Source organism: Mycobacterium bulgaricum (assembly GCF_041287165.2).
GTDB classification, from domain to species: domain Bacteria; phylum Actinomycetota; class Actinomycetes; order Mycobacteriales; family Mycobacteriaceae; genus Mycobacterium; species Mycobacterium bulgaricum.
Window position 1 is genome coordinate 582,217 of record NZ_JBGGKV020000001.1, and the last position, 16,436, is coordinate 598,652.

Below are 16,436 nucleotides of genomic sequence, written 5' to 3' on the forward strand. Positions count from 1 at the left end.
GTTACGACGGCGGGGCAAACCCGTCGCTGCGCGGAGGCGCCGGGGCAGGTGGCGGCGGGGGTGGGGACCACTGCGGCGGCGGGGGACCCGCGGGTGCGGCTGCCTGCTGCAACCGGTTCAGCTCGCGGCGGTGGCGCTCGGCGAGGACGGCGGCGAGGACCATTGCGGGCGGTGTCCCCGGCGGTGGCGGCGGCGAGATCTGCGCGACCACGTCCGTGGTGATCCGGTAGGCCATCTCGTCGCGGATCCGGGGAGCCAGTTGCGACGCGCGAGAGAGGAATTGGCGGGAGATCTCGGCCTGGGACGGGCTCAGGCCGGACAGCTGCAGCGTCGATGCCCACCACGCGAGCTGCGGTGGCATGACCGGGGGCGGCGCCTGTTTGGGGGCGCGCTCGCTGATGACGACGGTGCCCGCGAAGATGTCCCCGATCCGCTTGCCCTTCGGTGAGAGAAGGCTGCACAGCACCGCGGGACCGCCCGTCAACATCCACAGCTCGATCACACCCGCCAAGGCGCGGAACAGGGCCTGACGGAACCGCTCCGGGCTGCCGTCCTCCGACACCACTCGCAGCCCCAGCGCCATCTTGCCCAGCGTCTTGCCGCGGGTGGCCGTTTCGAACACCGTCGGATAGCCGACGAGCGCGAGCACCGTGAAGATGATCAGGACGGCTGCCGAGAACGCCGGGTCCATGTCGGTCAGCGTCACCGCCCACAGGAGCGTGCCGATCACGTAGACGAGCGCCACGACGGCGACGTCGATCAACGCCGATGCCGCTCGGACCGGCAATTGTGCGATCTGGATCTCCAGGACGACCGCGTCGCCGGTCACCACGGGTTGTTGCTGGCCGACCATAATCAGCCACGCTACTAAAATCTCGGATGTGGATGTCGATGCGTTTGTCCTGGCGAACCGCCCGACGTGGGACCGCCTCGAACATCTGGTGAAGCACAAGCGCAATCTCACCGGGGCGGAGGTCGACGAACTGGTCGATCTGTACCAGCGGGTCTCGACGCATCTGTCCATCGTGCGGTCCTCGTCCTCGGATGCGGTTCTGGTGGGCAAGCTGTCCGGGTTGGTGGCACGGGCGCGCGCGGTGGTGACCGGTGCCCGCGCGCCACTGTGGCGAGAGTTCGTCCGGTTCTGGACAGTGTCGTTTCCCGTCGTCGTCTACCGGTCCCGGCGGTGGGTCGTCGCGTCGGGCCTGGCGTTCTATGTCGTCGCCGCAGTGATCGCGGTGTGGATCGCCCACAGCCCGGAGGTGCAGGCGACCATCGGCACACCCAGCGAGATCGAGCAGATCGTCAACCACGAATTCGCCAATTACTACAGCGAGCACCCCGCAGCTTCGTTCGCGTTGCAGGTGTGGGTGAACAACGCGTGGGTGACCGCACAGTGCATCGCAATGGCCGTACTACTCGGAATTCCCATCCCCTACATCCTCTTTCAGAACGCCGCCAACCTCGGCGTGAACGCGGGCCTGATGTTCGAGGCGGGCCGCGGCGACATCTTCCTCGGGCTCATCACCCCGCACGGGCTGCTCGAGCTGACGGCGGTGTTCGTCGCCGCCGGGGTCGGCATGCGGCTCGGATGGTCGGTGATCGCACCGGGGGATCGTCCGCGGGGGCAGGTGCTGGCCGAGCAGGGGCGAGCCGTGATCGCGGTGGCGATCGGGCTCGTGGTGGTGCTGTTGATCTGCGGTGCGATCGAGGGTTTCGTGACGCCGTCGTCACTGCCCACCGCCGTGCGCGTGCTGATCGGTGCGGCGGCCTTCTCGGCGTTCGTCGCCTACGTCGCCTACTTCGGCCACAGGGCGGTGCGGGCGGGGGAGACCGGGGACATGGAGAACGCCCCGGACGTGGTCCCGACGGCCTGACTTTCGGTTACAGCCGGCCGGCTGCTTTCATCGCCAGGTAGTGATCCGCGAGATCCGGTGCCAGCTCTTCGGGCGGAGCATCGACGACGTCGACGCCCATCCCCCGCAGCACTGATGCCACGGCCCGGCGGTCGTTGCGGGAGCGCTCCGCCGCCGCGGCGTCGTACACCTCGACCGCGTCGGCGCGGCCGGCCGCAAGCTTCTCGACGCGCGGATCCGCGACGCTCGCGACGATCACCCGGTGCTTGGAGGTCAGTCGCGGCAGCACGCTGAGCAGACCTTCGTCGATTGCCGAGGCGTTGAGGTCGGTCAGGATCACCACGAGCGCCTGCCGTCGCACGCGACGCTGGACCGCAGCCACCATCGCCCGGGCGTCCGACTCGACCAGCGCGGGTTCCAGCGGTGCCATCGCTGCCACCAGGTGGGCCAGCAGCTCGGAACGCGACGCGTTGACGACCGCCGCGCGGGTGTCGCGGTCGTGAGCCAGGAAGTCGACGTGGTCGCCGGCGCGGGCGGCCAATGCCGCCAACAGCAGAGCGGCATCCATCGACCAGTCGAGCCGGGGCCAGCCGCCCGGATCCTGGGCCGTGGGGTCCACACCGACCCGGCCGGCCGAGGTCCGCCCGGTGTCCAGCACGATGAGCACCCGCCGGTCACGTTCGGGACGCCAGGTACGCACCACCACATCGGCGCGACGGGCGGTGGCACGCCAGTCGATGGAACGGACGTCGTCGCCCACGACATACTCGCGTAACGAGTCGAATTCGGTGCCCTGCCCGCGGATCAGCACGGGCGTCATGCCCTCCAGTTCACGGAGCCGCGCCAGCCGCGACGGAAGGTGCTTGCGCGACAGGAACGGTGGCAGGATGCGGACCTGCCACGGGACGCGATGCGAACCCTGCCGCCCGGCGAGCCCCAGCGGGCCGACCGACCGTGCGGTCACCAGAGCGGACTTCTGGTCGCCGCGGCGGACGGGCTGCAACGCGGTGGCGAGCTCAATCTGTTGGCCTGCAGTGAGATTCACCGGATGCGTTCGCGGCAGGGCGCAGGCGCTGGGCGCCCAGGCATCGCGGACGACGCCGCGAAATCGGGAACGCCCGCCGTTCTCGACGGTGAGCTCGGCGGTCACCGGCTGCCCCAGCCGGGCCGACGTCGACCCGCTGCGGGTCAACCGCAGAGACCGCGGGCTGCCCGCCAGCGCCACATCCACCGCCACAGCAATGGCGAGCAGGGCCGCAAGAACCGCGAAAGTCACTGCGGGAGCGGGCGAGAGCGCGATCGGCAGTGCGCACAGGAGTGCGATCAGCCCGGTGCGACCAGTGAGAACCACTATCGCGGGACGGGTACCGACGAGAGGATGCCCTCGATGACGCCGTCGGCGCTGGCCCCTTCCAGCTCGGCTTCCGGCCGCAAGGCCACGCGGTGCCGCAGCGTCGGGCGGGCCATCGCCTTGACGTCGTCGGGTGTCACGTAGCCACGTCCCGACAGCCATGCCCAGGACCTCGCCGTGGCCAGCAGAGCCGTCGCGCCGCGGGGGGACACCCCCAGCTGCAGCGACGGTGAGTTTCTTGTCGCCCCGACGATGTCGACGATGTAACCGAGAACCTCATCCGCGACGAGTACCTGACGAACGGCCTCGCGGCCTGCGGCGAACTCCGCCGGACCGGCGACCGGCTTCACGAACGACAGGTCCCGCGGATCGAAACCACGCGCATGCCGGGTCAGGATCGCGATCTCCTGATCCCGCGGCGGCAGAGGAACGTTGAGTTTCAACAGGAACCTGTCGAGTTGCGCCTCGGGAAGCTGATAGGTGCCTTCGTACTCGATCGGGTTCTGCGTCGCGGCCACGATGAACGGGTCTGGCAGTGCGCGCGGCTCACCGTCGACGCTGACCTGACGCTCCTCCATCGCCTCCAGCAGCGCGGCCTGCGTCTTCGGCGGGGTGCGGTTGATCTCGTCGGCCAGCATCAGATTGGTGAACACGGGCCCGGCCCTGAACTCGAATTCCGCGGTGCGCGCGTCGTAGACCAGCGACCCGGTGACATCGCCGGGCATCAGGTCGGGAGTGAACTGCACTCTCTTGAACTCCAACTGCAGCGCCGAGGCCAGGGTGCGCACCAGCAGCGTCTTCGCCACTCCTGGAACGCCTTCCAGTAGTACGTGCCCGCGGCACAGCAGGGCGATCACCAGACCACTCACCACGGCGTCCTGGCCGACGACCACTTTGGCGATCTCGGCGCGCAGGGCCATCAGCGCGTTGCGGGCAGCCTCGTGATGGGTGGGCTCTGTCACGACTGTGCGACCTGCCTTTCGATGTCGTCGAGTGCACGGGCGAGATTCACCAGATCGGTGTCGGTCGCGGGCGGTTGTCCGTACAGGGTATGGCCGACGTCCTGATGGTCGAGACCGCTGCGGTCTGCGACGGCTGCGACGACCTCGGATTGCGATGCCGCCTGATGGAGACCGAGACGGGGGAGCATGCGCTGGCGCGCCGACGTGCGTAGCGATTCGGCGGCGACATCCCTGGCGCGGCGGGATCGGTACAGGCGGCCGCGGCCCTCGACCGTCTCGGACGCGCGCACCACCACGGGCAGTTGCTCGGCGACCAGCGGGCCGACGCGCCTGCCGCGCCACCACGCGAGCAGGGCGACGCCCAGCACGAGCTGCACCACCATCCAGTACACCTGCGGGGGAATGAGATCGGTGAACTGTGCCGTACCGGAGGAGTCACCGCCCTCGCTGCGCTGTGGGGCGTACCAGATCATCCGGGGCCGGGTGCCCGCCAGGTTCATCGCCAGTGCCGCGTTGCCCTCGTCGAGCAGGCCAGCGTTCAGGACGAATTCGTCGCTGCCCACCACGGTGATGGTGCGTCCGTCGTCGGTGTAGCGGGTCAGCGCACCGTCATAGCAGCGGGTGACCGGGACGGAGCCCCTCGCGTCGAAGGTGTCGGTAACCCCGAATAGCACTGTGCCGGCCTGGTTTGCCTCGCGCAGGTCGCAGTCGGGGGAGAGCCCGGTGTACTCCGTGGTGTCCACGCGATCCAGTTCGGGGGCGAGCGTCTCGCGGGTCCGACCGATGGGTGCGATCAGAAGACGGTCGCCGGGGAGATCGGAAAGGCGCTGCAGCAGCTCATCATCGAACAGGTGGAAGGTCTGCGCTGCGACCAGCAGGGTGTCGTCGCGGGCTTCGCGCTCGACGTCGGTGATCGAGTCGGCTTCGACGACAGTGACGCCGTGGTCGCGAAGCAATGCCATCAGCGCGTGGACGCCCTCGGGTGAAGTGGAGGCCGGGTCGAGCCGCCCGCCCGGCCGCGGGGCGGTGAGCCAGGTCGTCAGGGTGGCGACGGCCACGATCGCGGCCAACGCCAGCAGGACCCATCGCGCGCCGCGCCATCGCCGGCTGATCGGCGTCCCGACCGCCGTCGACGTGTCGACGCTCACCGCACCTCCGCCCACGGCTGGGAGGAGGTCGCGGACCCTGCATCCTCGGGGGCCGGCGCAGTCTGCCGACCCAGCCTGCCGTCCAGGTCGGCGATCATGCGGTAGTGCGGTTCCGTCGCCGGCCGCTCCCCATAGGTGACGTCGTTGAAAATCTCTGCAGCGGAGCCCATCTCGGTGGCCAAGCCGGGTAGCGCGCGACCGGCCGTGCGCGCGAGTTCGGTCGCCGTGCGCCCGGGCACGGGGTCGAGGATGCCGTTCTCCTCAAGCTGACGCGCGACGGCGCGCAGGCGGTGGCGGATGGCCGGCGCCCAATCCCCTGCTGCGGCACAGCGTTCGGCTGTAGCACGGTGCTCAGCGGCGCTGAGCAGGTGATCGCCGAACAGTGCGGGCGCATCGTTTCGACTGCTGCGCATGGCTCGCCGTGCGATGCGGATCGCGATGAAGACCGCCACAGCGGAAAGGATCACCAGGACCGACACGGTGAGCCAGCCGCCGGGAAACTTCGACGCGCCTGCGGTGAGCCGGTACAGCAGTTCCTCGAGCCAGTCGCTGACCATCTCCAGCGCCGACGGTTTCGGGTAGATGGACTTCCCGAGTTCGGCCTGCGCGGCGTCATGCGCCGCGTCGCGGTCGATGTCTATCGTCGACACGTCAGCGGGGGCCGGTCAGCCAGAGGTCGTCGGTCGAGTTGGCCGGAGCGTACGGACCGGCGGAAGCGCCTGTCTGCAGGACGAGATCGAAGGCTTCCGCGCGGATGCGGCGGTCGGTGTACTGCAGCACGGCGATTCCCGCCGTGAACGGCCCCGTGATGATCTGGCCGACGGCCCCGCCGACGGAGGCCAATACCAGCGACAGCATGAACGACGCCGTCGTCGCCGACACGGTCAATGCGACCTGGCTGCCGATCGTGAACGGAATCGACACCGCGCCCGCGACGAACTGCGCGACGATGTAGGCGAGCAGCCAGATTCCGAACACGCGCCAGAAGTCGCCCTTGATGAGCGCGAACGATCGGGTGATCGACGTCATGATGTCGCGCCGCTCGAGCACGATGATCACCGGGGAGAACGTCAACACCACCGACGCCCAGACCGCTGCGGCGATCGCGAGGAGCACCAGTGGTGCACCGATGACGAAGGCTCCGACCCCGCCCACGGTGGACGCGGTGAGCACCACCAAGCCGCCCACGATGACGAACCACAGCACCAAGGCCACGGTCTTGAGCAGCGAGAACCCGATCAGTGCCCAGACTCGCGGTTTGAGCCTCTGCCACGCCTCGCCGATCGTGATGCCGGACCCGAACACCGAACGTCCGATGACGACGGTGAGGAGTCCGCTCAAGATGGTCATCGACAGCGCGGTGGTGAGACCGCCGGCGAGCGCTGACGCCACCCAGCCGACGACCACCTCCGCGGACGCGTCGCCTTCGAGGGCGCCCGCGAGGTCGCTGGTGAAGGCGAGCGGAAAGAACGACAGCACCAGCGTGATGAGCTGTGCGACCACCACGACGATCGTCGTCAGACCCAGGGTGGCTTTGGGATTGGCGCGGATGTAGGCCACGGCGCCGTTGAACATGTCGGACAACGTCATTGGGCGCAGGGGGACGACGCCGGGTTTGATCACCGGCGGCTGGCCGTAGGGCGGGGGATAACCGGGCGTTCCGTACCCGGGTGCGTAACCCGGCGCCTGCCAACCGGGCGGAGGACCGTAACCGGGCGGGGGTCCGTAACCGGGTGGGGGTCCGTAGCCGGGCGGAGGATATCCCTGCGGTGCCGCGCCGTGGGGTGGTGGCCCCGCCGGCCCGTAACCGCCGGCGTCGTAGGTCATGGGCACCATCCTGTCGATCACCGGCGAAATTGACAACGTCAGCCGGCAGGGACGCGCTCCCACAGATCGTTGAAGGCGATCGAATCGAAGAAGGCAGAAGCTCTGACGATGTTGTCCTGATTGAACGTCAGGAACCACGAGTACGTGTTTCGGTACGGAATCCCGTCGAGAGCAGTCCCTTCGGCGTCGAAGAAGACGATCACGGTGTCACCATCGGCGTAGATGTCGCGAATGGTCGGAACGAGCCGCTGCAACATACGGGAATTGAACGGCCGAATGACTGCGGCGAGGAAGTCCTCCTTGCTGGTGTAGACGCGGGACACCGCCGAGTTCCCGACGATTTCCCACGTGGCGTCGTCGGCGAGGGCGTCGTAGGGACTACCTGTGCCGGCCCTCCAGGCATCGAATCCGTGTTGCACCGTCGCGAGGTTGCGGGATTCGACCTCATCGTGACGTTGGGCCGTTGCCGTTCCTGTCGCCTGGCTTGCGAGAATTACCGTCAGCAGTGCAATCAGAGACAAGCGAAGAACGGCTGCGGGCTTAGTCATAGACGATCACCGCCCGCCCGAGAACGTCGCCGGCTGCAATGGCGTCCAACGTTTCGTTGACATCATCGAAGCGCACCCTGGTGACGGAATGCTTGATCTGCCCTGCCTGAGCGAGCGCCAGCACCTCGATCAGGTCGTTGTAGTTGCCCCAGAACGATCCGAAGAATGTGTATTCGCGTGCCACCAAGGGAAACAGCGGAATGTCGACCCGGTTGCCGATCAGCCCGACCGAAGCCACAGCACCTTCGGTTGCCAGCAACGAGAAGGCGAGTCGTATCGAATCCTCGGAACCGGCACATTCGATGACTGCATCCAAATCAGCTCTCCCGGTGAGTGATTCAAGTTCCGAGCGGACGGCATCGGTGTCCTTCCCGCGGACGTTGACGACGTGATCGGCGCCGTTGTCTTTGGCGATCTTCAGCTTGTCGTCACTGCGCGCAAAGGCAATTACTTGTGCACCGCCGCCGAGCAGCTTGGCGTACTGCGTCGCGTAACTGCCGAGTCCACCCACCCCGGACACCGCCAACGTGCGGCCAGGGCCGAGATGGCCTGCAGCAAGGAGCTTCTTGAGCCCGCGGTAGGGTGTCAGGCCTGCGTCAGTGAGCGGGGCCAAGTTCTCCGGCGACAGTTCGCTCGGTCCGGGAATCTTGATCAGGTAGCGATAGTCGACGGGCATGTATTCCTGGTATCCGCCGTGACGGCCGAAACCGGCCCACACACCGTGGGCACACAATTGCTCGTTGCCTTCGTGGCATTGCCGGCACGCTCCGTCGCCCCAACTGCCGAACACCACGACCTGGTCGCCCTCGCTCAACCCGGCCGACTTCGGGACGGCGGAGCCGATCCCGTCGATCCAACCGGCGACCTCGTGCCCCGGTGTGATCGGAAAGTCCATCGCCAAACCGGTGTCGAAATATCCGTCTATCAGCTGAAAGTCGGTGCGGCACATGCCCGCGCCACCGACCCGGATGAGTACCTCCTCGGGCCCCGGGATGGGGACGTCGATCTCCTCAAGCTGCAGCGGTTGCTTGTAACCGTACATCCGCGCTGCCCGCATCTTCATAAGACTCCTCGGTTGTCGAAGTGTGCCCCGAAGCCTGTCAAGGCAGGCCGCTTCTTCGCATCCGCCAGTGGCCAGTCACGCAGCTCAGCGGTGGTCGACATCGGGCAACGCGCGGTCGAGCTGACTCCGCGAGTGGATTCCGAGCTTGGCGAAAACCTTGCTCAGGTGATACTGGACGGTGCGAGCGCTGATGAACAGACGAGCGCCGATCTCAGGGTTGGACAAACCTTCCCGGGCGAGGCGGGCAATCTGAGTCTCCTGCGGGGTGAGAGTGACAACCGTCGGCGTCGCGGTCCGGCGGCGTGCCGTTTCACCGGTCGCCTGCAGTTCGCGCGCGGCGCGCTCGGCGAACGCTTCCATGCCGATGCTGGTAAACAGGTCGTGCGCGGCCCGCAGGTGGGTGCGCGCATCGATCCGGCGGCGTTGCCTACGGAGCCACTCCCCATACAGCAGATGCGCACGCCCCTGGTCAGGGCGCAATCCCGCGCGTGCGAGACGCTCGACGGCTTCGAGGTAGTGGTGCTCTGCTGAGTCGTCCTCGCTGACCACGGCGCGTGAGCGTGCCTCGATGCCCAGACTCCAGTCGGTGGCGCTGAGCGTTGTCGTCTCCGCGAGGAGCTCCAATGCGGCAGTGGCGGTGGGCAGGTCGTCGAGCCGCGCGGCGGATTCGATCAGCTCGCACAGGCTCCACCACGACGCTCCACCGTCTCCCCGGCACGCAGAAGCGTAGGAGGCGCGGTCGCGTGCGGTCCGGTAATCGCCGCTGCCGTTGGCCATGACTGCCTCAGCCCAGGCGATCACCGTCAGCCCGTGTCCCTCGCCGCGATGTTCGGCGTCGACGCGAGCCGCCGTGGCGAGAGTTTCCACTTCCGCGCGCCGGCCTCGCCAGGCTGCCAGGACGATAGCGCAGTAGGGACTCAGACTGTTGCCCATAGCGTCGATGGCAGCGCCCATTTCGAGCGCCACCTCCGCCGCCGCGTCGAAGTCGCCCATCATCATGAGGGGGAGGAATCGGCTACTCAAAGCCAACGGAAGATGGGCGAGCGCGCCGGATGTCCGGGCGATTTCCAGATACCGAAGCGACAGCGAAATATGCCGCTCGATATCCCAGACCCGCGACGCGGCCAGACACGCCAACAACATCCAGCGCAGCTCCTCTTCGATCTGCATGCCGTGGCCGTACCGGGTCAGCGCTTCACACACGGTGGTGAATCCCTTGTCGAACCCGGCGTTGTACTGGGTCGCCAAACCGTCGAGGAGGAGGTCCGCCGGCCCCGGGGTGCTGAGCACCCGGATGGCCGCACTTGCCGCCTCGGCCACATCGAGCATGCTTCCGCCCTCGGCAGCGAGTCGGCCGGCGAAGAGTGCAGCAGCCATCGCATCGAGGTAGGTTTCGCGGGCCAACCGCGCGTCGATCGGTTCGAGACGACGAGCAGCGTTCAGCATCAGCGGAGCAGCGTCGTTGCCGTGGCTGGTGATCATGGCCAGCTGTGCGCGAACCAGGTCTGCGCGCGCCCGTTGAAGGTCCGTCAGATATCCGCCCTCGACGGTTTTGAGCAAATCGTTGGCTGCATCGAGAAGGCCTGCGTCGGCTTTCGCCGATGCGGCCGCGATGGCGCGATCGAACCGGCGCGCCGGGTCGGACGTCAGCTCGCTTGCGCGTTCGAGAAACGCTGCTGCGGCGGTGATTCCGCCTCGCGCCTGCACGCGACCGGCACTGCGCTCGAGCTCGTCGGCCACCTCATCGTCCGGTGCAAGAGTTGCGAGCCCCAGATGCCACGCCCGCCGATCGGGATCGAGGCGCGCGTCGGTGACCGCGGCCAGCGCCACGTGGATCTGCTGCCTGTCCGACATGGGCACGCTTCGGTACGCGGTCGACCGGATCAGCGGATGACGGAAGACCACTCGGCTCGTGATCGCTAACAGATCGGCGTCGAGAGCAGGGGCAGCGGCGCCGGCGTCGATCCCGAGGACGTAGCTTGCGTGCCACAGCACAGCCGGATCTCCGATGGGATCAGCGGCCGCCAGCGCCAACAGCCGACGGCTCGCCACCGGGAGATCCTGGATCTGGCGTCGCAGGGCTCCTTCGAGGCTGTGGGTCAACGGCGCACCCGGCGCGCCGAACCCGCCTGCGAGTTCGGCTCGGCTCACCGCACGAGGCAACTCCAGCAGCGCGAGCGGGTTTCCGTGGGCGTCCGCGATGACTTGATCACGTACCCGACTGTCGAGTGGGCCGTCGATGTGACGCGCCAGCAGCGTCTGCGCCTCGGTATCGCGGAGGCCACGCACCACCGTTTCCGGGAGCCCACGGAGCTCGTCGCCGACGGTGCGGGCGGCGAACACGACGGCGACAGATTCGGCGGCGAGCCGACGCGCGACGAACGCGAGCACGTGTCGAGAAGCCCGGTCCAGCCACTGGTGGTCGTCGACGAGCACTACGAGAGGTCGATGCCGAGCGGCTTCGGACACGACGCCCAGCGCCGCGAGTCCCACGAGAAACGGATCGGGAGCAGGGCCCTGATCGACTCCGAAAGCTCGCAGCAGCGCAGTCCGCTGCGGTACGGGGATGGCGTCGATCCCATCCCACATGGCCGAGCACATGAGTTGCAGAGCCGCGAACGCGAATTCCATCTCCGACTCGATGCCGGTGATGCGCACCACACGGCAGTCGGCGGCCCTTGCGGCTGCCTCTTCGAGTAGGGCTGTCTTCCCGATGCCGGGCGGGCCGCTGAGTATCAGCGTTCGGCTTTGCCCGGCGCGCACAGCGGACAGCAACTCATCGAGTGATCGCACCTCTTCGCCGCGGCCGATGAGTTCCACCGCGCCTCCTGGCTCGGGCAATGGGGTGGTAGCTGCGCGTAAACCGTATCCGTCAAGATCCGCAGCGGTCCAGTGCAGAACGTCGTTTTGCCTGGGCCACCCCGGGTACACGACGCGCATGACTCGATTCGGCTACACCCTGATGACTGAGCAGAGCGGACCGAAAGACCTTGTCAGCTATGCGGTATCGGCGGAACAGGTGGGCTTCGACTTCGAGGTCTCCAGTGACCACTACTTCCCGTGGCTGTCGTCGCAGGGCCACGCACCGTACGCATGGTCGGTGCTGGGCGCTGTCGCGCACGCGACCGAACGCGTCGAGTTGATGACGTACGTCACCTGTCCGACGGTGCGCTATCACCCGGCGATCGTCGCGCAGAAGGCGGCGACCCTGCAGATCCTGGCCGACGGCCGTTTCACGCTGGGCCTGGGCAGCGGGGAGAACCTCAACGAGCACGTCGTCGGCAAGGGATGGCCCACCGTCGCGCGGCGCCAGGGCATGCTCAAGGAGGCGATCCAGATCATCCGGGAGCTGCAGACCGGCGAGATGGTCGACTGGAAGGGCGAGTACTTCGAGGTCGACTCCGCGCGGCTGTGGGATGTTCCCGACGTGCCGCTGCCGATCGCCGCGGCGGTATCTGGTGACCGCTCCGTCGAGATGTTCGCGCCGCTGGCCGACCATCTGATCGCGGTGCAGCCCGACAAGGATCTCGTCGACTCGTGGCATGAGACTCGCAGGGGCACCGGCCTGCCCGGCGACGTTCGCGTCATCGGCCAGATCCCGATCAGCTGGGACCCCGACCGCGACGCGGCGATCGAGCGCGCCCACGACCAATTCCGCTGGTTCGCCGGCGGATGGGCCGTCAACGCAGACCTGCCGACGACCGCCGGCTTCGATGGCGCGACGCAGTTCGTCCGCAAGGAGGATGTCGCCGAATCGATCCCGTGCGGTCCCGACCTCGACGCGATCGTCGAGTCGGTCCGTGCATACTGGGAAGCCGGGTTCACCGATATCGCCCTCGTGCAGGTCGGCGGGGACACCCAAGACGCTTTCCTGAAAGAGGCAGCAGCGCCGCTGCTCGACAAGCTCCGCTCCGCGTCTCACTGAGAGGCTTCATCAATGACCCGTGGTAAAGGCATCTACGACGACGAAGAGGGCTCGACCGCTTCGAAGTCCGCCGACACCGACAAGGATTCCGACAAGCGTTCTGAGGATGACACCCCGGACGTCGACAAGGGGTCCAGCGAGCCGACCGCCTGATCAGCGGTCGGCGACGGGGTCTCCGCGACGCTTGGTCTCCAGGCGGTGCCACGTCCACCAGAACAGCAGCGCGGCAAAGATCGACCCCGCGGCTGCCAGCCACTGCGCGCTGAGGAACAGCCGCCATTCCACGGTGGAGTCGATGTCGCCGTAGAGCGCGGCGAGCAGCGCCACCGCGCCGAGTGCCAGGCTCACTGTCCCCACGACGGTGACCAATGCGACGAAGACCGTCCGCAACGTGTACCGGGCAGCCCCGGGTGACACGACCGCCCGGATGCGATCCGTGCGTGCGAGGAACTGCGCTGCGCCGCAAGCAACCACAAGGGTGACCGCGTCGGCGGCGAGGACGTCGGAGAGCCGGTGCCAGCGCGCGATGACGGTGTAGGCGCCGATACCGACCGCCCAGGTGAGGGCGGCGAACATCGCGACCCCGCGGAAGCGGTACGGCATCACGATGAGCGTCGCGAAAAGCACGGACATGGCGGCTGTGGTGTGCCCGCTGGGCAGCGTGTTCTCCAGATACTCGTTGGTGGTCAGGAGTTCAGGGCGTTGCAGCACAACGTATTTGAGGATCTGTGTGGCCGCCTGACTGCCGAGGATGACAGCCATCGCCGCGACGGCGAGATGGACCTGCCGCCGGAGCAGCCCGACGGCACCGACCAGCACGGTCGCCAACGCCAGCGACGAATAGGTGATGGTGCTCAGTGCTCTGCTGGCCGCGAGGAACGCGCGCTCCCCGACCTGTTCGGCGCCGTTGAGTGCGGCATTCTCGACGGCCTGACCGGTGGTGGTGCGCACGGCCAGGACATACACCGCGACGAAGAACAGCGACGCGCAGATCGCGATGACCGTCCACCGGCGTTGTGCCCGGCGAAGCCGCCTGCGGGTTTCGTCGATGTCGTTGTGCACGAGTGGCAAACCCTAGCCGACGGCCTGACTGCGCCGCAGCCGCGCCTCTTCGTGCTGGGTGATGTTCGAGTTGTCCAGCACGATGGTCAGCATCCGCGTGAAGAACCGGGCCGGGCTGAGCTCGTCGGGCACCAGATCGGTGCGCAGGGTCACGTCCGGAAGGACGGCCAGCTGCGCCGTCACGTCGACCGCCGGCGGATCGTCGACGGAACCCTCGTCGATCTCGAAGAGATACGGCTCGATGACGGCGTCGTCGGCGGCAGGCGGTTCGTCGATAGGTGCGTCGCCCTCCCATTCCGGGACCACGAGGGCGCACGCGTCGTAGGCGTCGTCTTCTCGGCCCAGTTTGATGAGAAGGTCGACGATCCAATCGAATTGCCTGCGCTCCTCCGTATAGGCCGTGGACCGCAGCGAGTACATGAAGCCCAGCGCAGCGAGCGGATGGCGCAGGGCGAGGTTCTTCGCGTCCCCGTAGGACTCCTCGACACGGTTGGCGGCGTTCTTGCCGAACGAGGAGTCCATGCGCTTGGTCGAGATCAGCAGCTCGGGACCCGTCTGCCAGGACGACATGATGACGTCGACCTGCTTGAAGTAGTTCTTGCCCGCGATGTTGGCCGAGGCGGCGCCGATGCCGCCGCCGGCGCGCAGTCGCTCCATGAGCTCCTTGCGCGCCGCTTTCGGGATCGATTTCACGAAGTTCAGCACGTCGCGGTCGACCACGCGCGGTGCCTCCGCGCGGGGCCACACCGCATCGGGATCCAGCCCGGCGCGCCGCAGCTCGTAGGCGACCCACACGTCCAGCGCGAGTGCCGGTACACCCGAACGGCTTTCGGCACCGAGCAGGATCGGCACCGCGAGGAGCTTGCGCAACGCGTCATAGTCCGGCGAGAACGAACCCTCGGTGGTCCAGGGGTTGACGTCCTTGAACGCCGACCGGGCGACGATTGCGTCGAAGAGCGGCCAGGCGAGGGACTTCGAGCTCGGTTTACCTGCCACCGTTGACTTTTCCCCGGGCGACACGGCGTGCGGTGAGGCCGGCGTGATCTCGGCGGACGGCCCTCAACTGCTGCCGGGTCAGGCTCGACGAATCGATCAGCAGTGCCTCGTCGACGACCGCGACCGCATCGAGAAGCCGGCCCTCGCGCAGCAGCCCGGCGATCTCGGCCCGGATACCGCGTAGCTGCGCGGCGTTGCGGCGCACGAGATCTGGGGACGGCACCGGGAGCAGGTCGGCTTCCCGCGGCTCGATCTTCAACATGCCACCACCGTAGGCGCGCCCCACCGTCTCGGCGCCGAGCAGGGTGACCGAATTCAGGGACGCCAGCGGCAGCAGGTTCATGCCGTCTCGGCGCAACTCGTCGCGCAGGTACACGCCGTGCACCGAGTTCAGGTGGTGCGCCCGGGCGCGGTTGCTGGTCAGCCGCGGGGTGTCGGCGTTCATGTACGTGAGGAACAGGTCGGCGGGACGCAGATACGGCACCCGCCACCAAGGGTTTCGGACGCGGCACTTGTAGGCCTCGTGCACGTCGAGATCCTCGCCCGAGCGGATGTAGTGCCACCCCGCCTGCGAGGGCTGCGCGGCCGGGCGGAACAGCAACGTCGAGCGGCCCGCCTCCCCGAGGCTGCGCAAGGCCTGACCGGTCAGCCCGAGGCCGCGCAGGTGACGCGACCCCGGCGGCGACAACGGGATCACGTCGGAGTCGGCCAGCCCGAGCGCCTCCGCCTTGGCGGGGGACAGCGTGAAAAATCGGTTGCTGCCCGTCACCATTCCCAGCGTCGTGTCCCCCCACGTCTCCAGGACGGTGAACGCCTCACCGCCGACGGCGGCGTCGAACGCGGACAGACCCGCGGCCGACATCAGCCCGGCCGACCACTTGGCGCCGTTGGCCGGTGGCGTCCAGCGGCGTGCGGAGGTTTCGCGGTCCAGCGCCTCGGCATCCCGCACCTCGGACAGATGCATGTGCGTGGCGCCGCTGCCCCCGCCGGGGTGGTAGCCGTCCGCGAGCAGGAGCACGACCTCTTCGAGGACCCCGGGGAACACGCGCTCGTCGAACAGCACGAGGCCCACCGAGCTGAAGTGGTCCATCAGGAACTGCCGGACACCGGATGCGTAGTTGACGCTGAGCAGTTCGGCGGGCAGCACGAGCCCCAGCCGGCCGCCCGGCTTGAGGTGCAGCGCCGAATGCACGGTGAACGCCGCCCACGAGGAGGCGAGGTTGGACAGACTGACCCCCGCGCGCAACGCCGCCTGACGGGCGCGGGCGCGTGACTCGCCCGTGAAATCCTGGTAGCGGACGTAGGGCGGGTTGCCGACCACCGCGTCATAGGCACCGAACTCGTTGTGCACGAAGAAATCCCGCGCGTGGATCGTGGCGTCGATACCGCCCTCGCGAAGGCTGTGCTCGGCGGCGGCGGCGGAACCGGCGTGGATCTCGACGCCGACGAGGGGGCCTTCGTGGCCGCCGCGCCCGATCTCGTGCAGGAAGACTGCCTCACCGCAGGACGGTTCGAGGACGGCGGACCCGGGGTGCCGGACCGCCCATCCGGCGAGGAAACGAGCGACCTGGACCGGGGTGAAGAACGCGCCGCGCGCCTTGCGCAGCGACGCGGTATCACCTCGGTCACCGGGAAGCATGCGCATATCGTGCCGCAGCGCACCGACACACCACCGCTGACCCGCCGACCGTGGGGGGCCGT

At 67.9% G+C, this 16,436-nt stretch carries 15 protein-coding genes; 3 read left to right on the top strand and 12 right to left on the bottom strand.

What is annotated here, in order from left to right:
- Position 1 precedes the first annotated feature (1 nt).
- Positions 2-853 carry an RDD family protein gene (locus ACAG24_RS02885; protein ID WP_370471178.1) on the bottom strand — a complete coding sequence of 284 codons (852 nt, stop codon included), beginning with the start codon at positions 851-853 and terminating at the stop codon, positions 2-4.
- Positions 854-881: 28 nt separating this feature from the next.
- On the opposite strand from ACAG24_RS02885, the gene ACAG24_RS02890 reads away from it, so the two are divergent.
- Complete coding sequence (locus ACAG24_RS02890; protein WP_370471179.1) at positions 882-1,874, top strand: stage II sporulation protein M; 993 nt, start codon at positions 882-884, stop codon at positions 1,872-1,874.
- A gap of 7 nt (positions 1,875-1,881) precedes the next feature.
- On the opposite strand, the gene ACAG24_RS02895 is transcribed toward ACAG24_RS02890, so the two are convergent.
- From ACAG24_RS02895 to ACAG24_RS02930, 8 genes are all read right to left on the bottom strand, one after another.
- Complete coding sequence (locus ACAG24_RS02895) at positions 1,882-3,204, bottom strand: DUF58 domain-containing protein (protein ID WP_370471180.1); 1,323 nt, start codon at positions 3,202-3,204, stop codon at positions 1,882-1,884.
- Positions 3,204-4,124 carry an AAA family ATPase gene (locus ACAG24_RS02900; protein WP_370471766.1) on the bottom strand — a complete coding sequence of 307 codons (921 nt, stop codon included), beginning with the start codon at positions 4,122-4,124 and terminating at the stop codon, positions 3,204-3,206. Before ACAG24_RS02900 ends, ACAG24_RS02895 begins: the two co-directional genes overlap by 1 nt.
- Before the next feature lie 38 nt (positions 4,125-4,162).
- Positions 4,163-5,314 carry a DUF4350 domain-containing protein gene (locus ACAG24_RS02905; protein WP_370471181.1) on the bottom strand — a complete coding sequence of 384 codons (1,152 nt, stop codon included), beginning with the start codon at positions 5,312-5,314 and terminating at the stop codon, positions 4,163-4,165.
- Positions 5,311-5,964, bottom strand: a complete 654-nt coding sequence (locus tag ACAG24_RS02910) for a DUF4129 domain-containing protein (RefSeq protein WP_370471182.1) — start codon at positions 5,962-5,964, stop codon at positions 5,311-5,313. Before ACAG24_RS02910 ends, ACAG24_RS02905 begins: the two co-directional genes overlap by 4 nt.
- A gap of 1 nt (position 5,965) precedes the next feature.
- Positions 5,966-7,141: a hypothetical protein gene (locus ACAG24_RS02915; protein WP_370471183.1), complete on the bottom strand. Its 1,176-nt coding sequence runs from the start codon at positions 7,139-7,141 to the stop codon at positions 5,966-5,968.
- A 38-nt stretch (positions 7,142-7,179) separates the two neighbouring features.
- Positions 7,180-7,689: a nuclear transport factor 2 family protein gene (locus ACAG24_RS02920; RefSeq protein WP_370471184.1), complete on the bottom strand. Its 510-nt coding sequence runs from the start codon at positions 7,687-7,689 to the stop codon at positions 7,180-7,182.
- Positions 7,682-8,752, bottom strand: coding sequence for an NAD(P)-dependent alcohol dehydrogenase (locus ACAG24_RS02925; protein ID WP_370471185.1), 1,071 nt, complete (start codon positions 8,750-8,752; stop codon positions 7,682-7,684). Before ACAG24_RS02925 ends, ACAG24_RS02920 begins: the two co-directional genes overlap by 8 nt.
- 84 nt (positions 8,753-8,836) lie before the next feature.
- Complete coding sequence (locus tag ACAG24_RS02930; protein WP_370471186.1) at positions 8,837-11,572, bottom strand: helix-turn-helix transcriptional regulator; 2,736 nt, start codon at positions 11,570-11,572, stop codon at positions 8,837-8,839.
- A gap of 118 nt (positions 11,573-11,690) precedes the next feature.
- On the opposite strand from ACAG24_RS02930, the gene ACAG24_RS02935 reads away from it, so the two are divergent.
- Together ACAG24_RS02935 and ACAG24_RS02940 are read left to right on the top strand one after the other, a co-directional pair.
- Positions 11,691-12,677 (top strand): LLM class F420-dependent oxidoreductase, encoded by a 987-nt coding sequence (locus tag ACAG24_RS02935; RefSeq protein ID WP_370471187.1) that lies wholly within the window; start codon positions 11,691-11,693, stop codon positions 12,675-12,677.
- Between the two features lie 12 nt (positions 12,678-12,689).
- Positions 12,690-12,830: a hypothetical protein gene (locus tag ACAG24_RS02940; RefSeq protein ID WP_370471188.1), complete on the top strand. Its 141-nt coding sequence runs from the start codon at positions 12,690-12,692 to the stop codon at positions 12,828-12,830.
- Here ACAG24_RS02940 and ACAG24_RS02945 read toward each other — a convergent pair whose 3' ends face one another.
- Genes ACAG24_RS02945 through ACAG24_RS02955 form a run of 3 tightly spaced genes read right to left on the bottom strand, consistent with a single transcriptional unit; the run spans position 12,831 to position 16,374 of the window.
- Positions 12,831-13,739 (bottom strand): phosphatase PAP2 family protein, encoded by a 909-nt coding sequence (locus ACAG24_RS02945; protein WP_370471189.1) that lies wholly within the window; start codon positions 13,737-13,739, stop codon positions 12,831-12,833. It abuts the gene before it with no gap.
- A 12-nt stretch (positions 13,740-13,751) separates the two neighbouring features.
- Positions 13,752-14,735: a hypothetical protein gene (locus tag ACAG24_RS02950; protein WP_370471190.1), complete on the bottom strand. Its 984-nt coding sequence runs from the start codon at positions 14,733-14,735 to the stop codon at positions 13,752-13,754.
- Positions 14,725-16,374: an Eco57I restriction-modification methylase domain-containing protein gene (locus tag ACAG24_RS02955; RefSeq protein ID WP_370471191.1), complete on the bottom strand. Its 1,650-nt coding sequence runs from the start codon at positions 16,372-16,374 to the stop codon at positions 14,725-14,727. Before ACAG24_RS02955 ends, ACAG24_RS02950 begins: the two co-directional genes overlap by 11 nt.
- Positions 16,375-16,436 lie beyond the last annotated feature (62 nt).

Coding starts and splice junctions, on each gene's coding strand:
- ACAG24_RS02885 (WP_370471178.1), bottom strand. CDS start 853: ATGGTCGGCCAGCAACAACCCGTGGTGACCGGCGACGCGGTCGTCCTG.
- ACAG24_RS02900 (WP_370471766.1), bottom strand. CDS start 4,124: ATGGCCCTGCGCGCCGAGATCGCCAAAGTGGTCGTCGGCCAGGACGCC.
- ACAG24_RS02915 (WP_370471183.1), bottom strand. CDS start 7,141: ATGACCTACGACGCCGGCGGTTACGGGCCGGCGGGGCCACCACCCCAC.
- ACAG24_RS02920 (WP_370471184.1), bottom strand. CDS start 7,689: ATGACTAAGCCCGCAGCCGTTCTTCGCTTGTCTCTGATTGCACTGCTG.
- ACAG24_RS02925 (WP_370471185.1), bottom strand. CDS start 8,752: ATGAAGATGCGGGCAGCGCGGATGTACGGTTACAAGCAACCGCTGCAG.
- ACAG24_RS02935 (WP_370471187.1), top strand. CDS start 11,691: ATGACTCGATTCGGCTACACCCTGATGACTGAGCAGAGCGGACCGAAA.
- ACAG24_RS02940 (WP_370471188.1), top strand. CDS start 12,690: ATGACCCGTGGTAAAGGCATCTACGACGACGAAGAGGGCTCGACCGCT.
- ACAG24_RS02955 (WP_370471191.1), bottom strand. CDS start 16,374: ATGCTTCCCGGTGACCGAGGTGATACCGCGTCGCTGCGCAAGGCGCGC.